We start from the raw sequence: 1516 nt of genomic DNA, 5'->3' as shown, positions 1-1516 counted from the left end.
GAAATGGATTGAAGAAAACCGTATTACTGAAGTCGAGTGTCTTATCCCTGACATTACTGGTAACGCAAGAGGCAAAATTATGCCCGCCAAAAAATTTCTTCGAGAAGGAGGGATGCATCTTCCCGAAGTGATTTTTTTCCAGACGGTAAACGGTGACTGGCCAGACGATGAAAGCATGATTGATCTCACCGAGAAAGACATGAATCTCGAGCCAGATCCAAATACGGTTAGGTTAGTTCCATGGACAAAAGATCCAACAGGTCAGGTAATTCATGACTGTTTCACAGTGGATGGTGAGCCAGTAGAAGTTTCCCCAAGAGCGGTGTTGCGTCGTGTTTTATCGTTCTACGAAAGAGAGGGTTGGAACCCAATAGTGGCACCTGAGCTAGAGTTTTTCTTGGTTAAGAAAAATCTGGACTGGGACTATCCGCTTGAGCCGCCGATTGGTCGAAATGGGAGACCTGAAACGGCCAGACAATCCTTCAGTATCGATGCTGTGAATGAATTCGATCCTATTTTTGAAGATATGTATGACTTCTGTGAGGCGCAAGGCCTGGACGTTGATACATTAGTTCATGAATCGGGTGCCGCTCAGATGGAGTTGAACTTCGATCACGGTGAACCGTTAGATTTGGCAGATCAGGTGTTTCTCTTTAAACGCACGGTACGAGAAGCCGCATTGCGCCACGATGTTTATGCGACGTTTATGGCGAAACCAATGGAGCATGAACCAGGTAGTGCAATGCACATTCACCAAAGTTTGGTGGACGTGAACGGCAAGAACCTGTTCGCCAATGAAGACGGTTCTAACAGCGAACTCTTCCTCAATTATATTGCTGGCATGCAAAAATATACCCCGGCTGCGATTGCCTTTTTTGCGCCAAACGTCAATTCCTACCGTCGACTGGTCTTCGGCGAGTCAGCGCCTACCAACGTAGCTTGGGGAGAAGACAACCGCACGGTTGGGCTTCGAGTTCCGGTCTCTGATAAGAATGCCCGCCGGATTGAAAACCGTTACGCCGGTGCGGATGCGAACCCTTACTTAGCGATGGCATTGTCATTGGCCTGTGGCTACTTGGGTATGAAAGAAAAACTTACCCCGACACCACAGAGTACAGGTGACATGACGACAGAACCTTACTCACTTCCTCATACATTGGAAGATGCGTTATTGCTGCTGGAAAACAGTAACGAGCTGAGAGAAATTCTCGGTGATCGATTTGTTTCTGCTTACGTGGCAATTAAGCGAAAAGAGTACAAAACGTTCTTTCAAGTTATCAGCTCTTGGGAGCGTGAGTTCTTACTCTTAAACGTATAAGTCAAACTTAATTACCAAGTGAAAGCTACTTTCTCCTAGCGAACGTTACCGTCGAACCATTTATCTTTGCGGATAAAGGGAAAGTAGTGCTCACGTTATTAATAAACCATGGAATGAAACTATGTCTAAATGGATTGAGCAAGATAGTGCACATTGCTTGCACCCTTTTACTAACTTCAAAGCGTTAAATGACAAAGG

General features: G+C 45.6%; 1 protein-coding gene. It reads left to right on the top strand.

Annotated elements, in window-relative coordinates:
* A partial coding sequence (locus ACQY6F_RS18925; RefSeq protein ID WP_428776669.1) for a glutamine synthetase family protein occupies positions 1–1318 on the top strand: 1318 nt, incomplete at its 5' end.
* Positions 1319–1516 lie beyond the last annotated feature (198 nt).

The sequence above is a fragment of the Vibrio sp. genome (genome assembly GCF_050299255.1).
Lineage (GTDB): Bacteria > Pseudomonadota > Gammaproteobacteria > Enterobacterales > Vibrionaceae > Vibrio.
The sequence above is the reverse complement of the archived record's forward strand: the minus strand, read 5'-3'. Positions and strand labels throughout refer to the sequence as shown.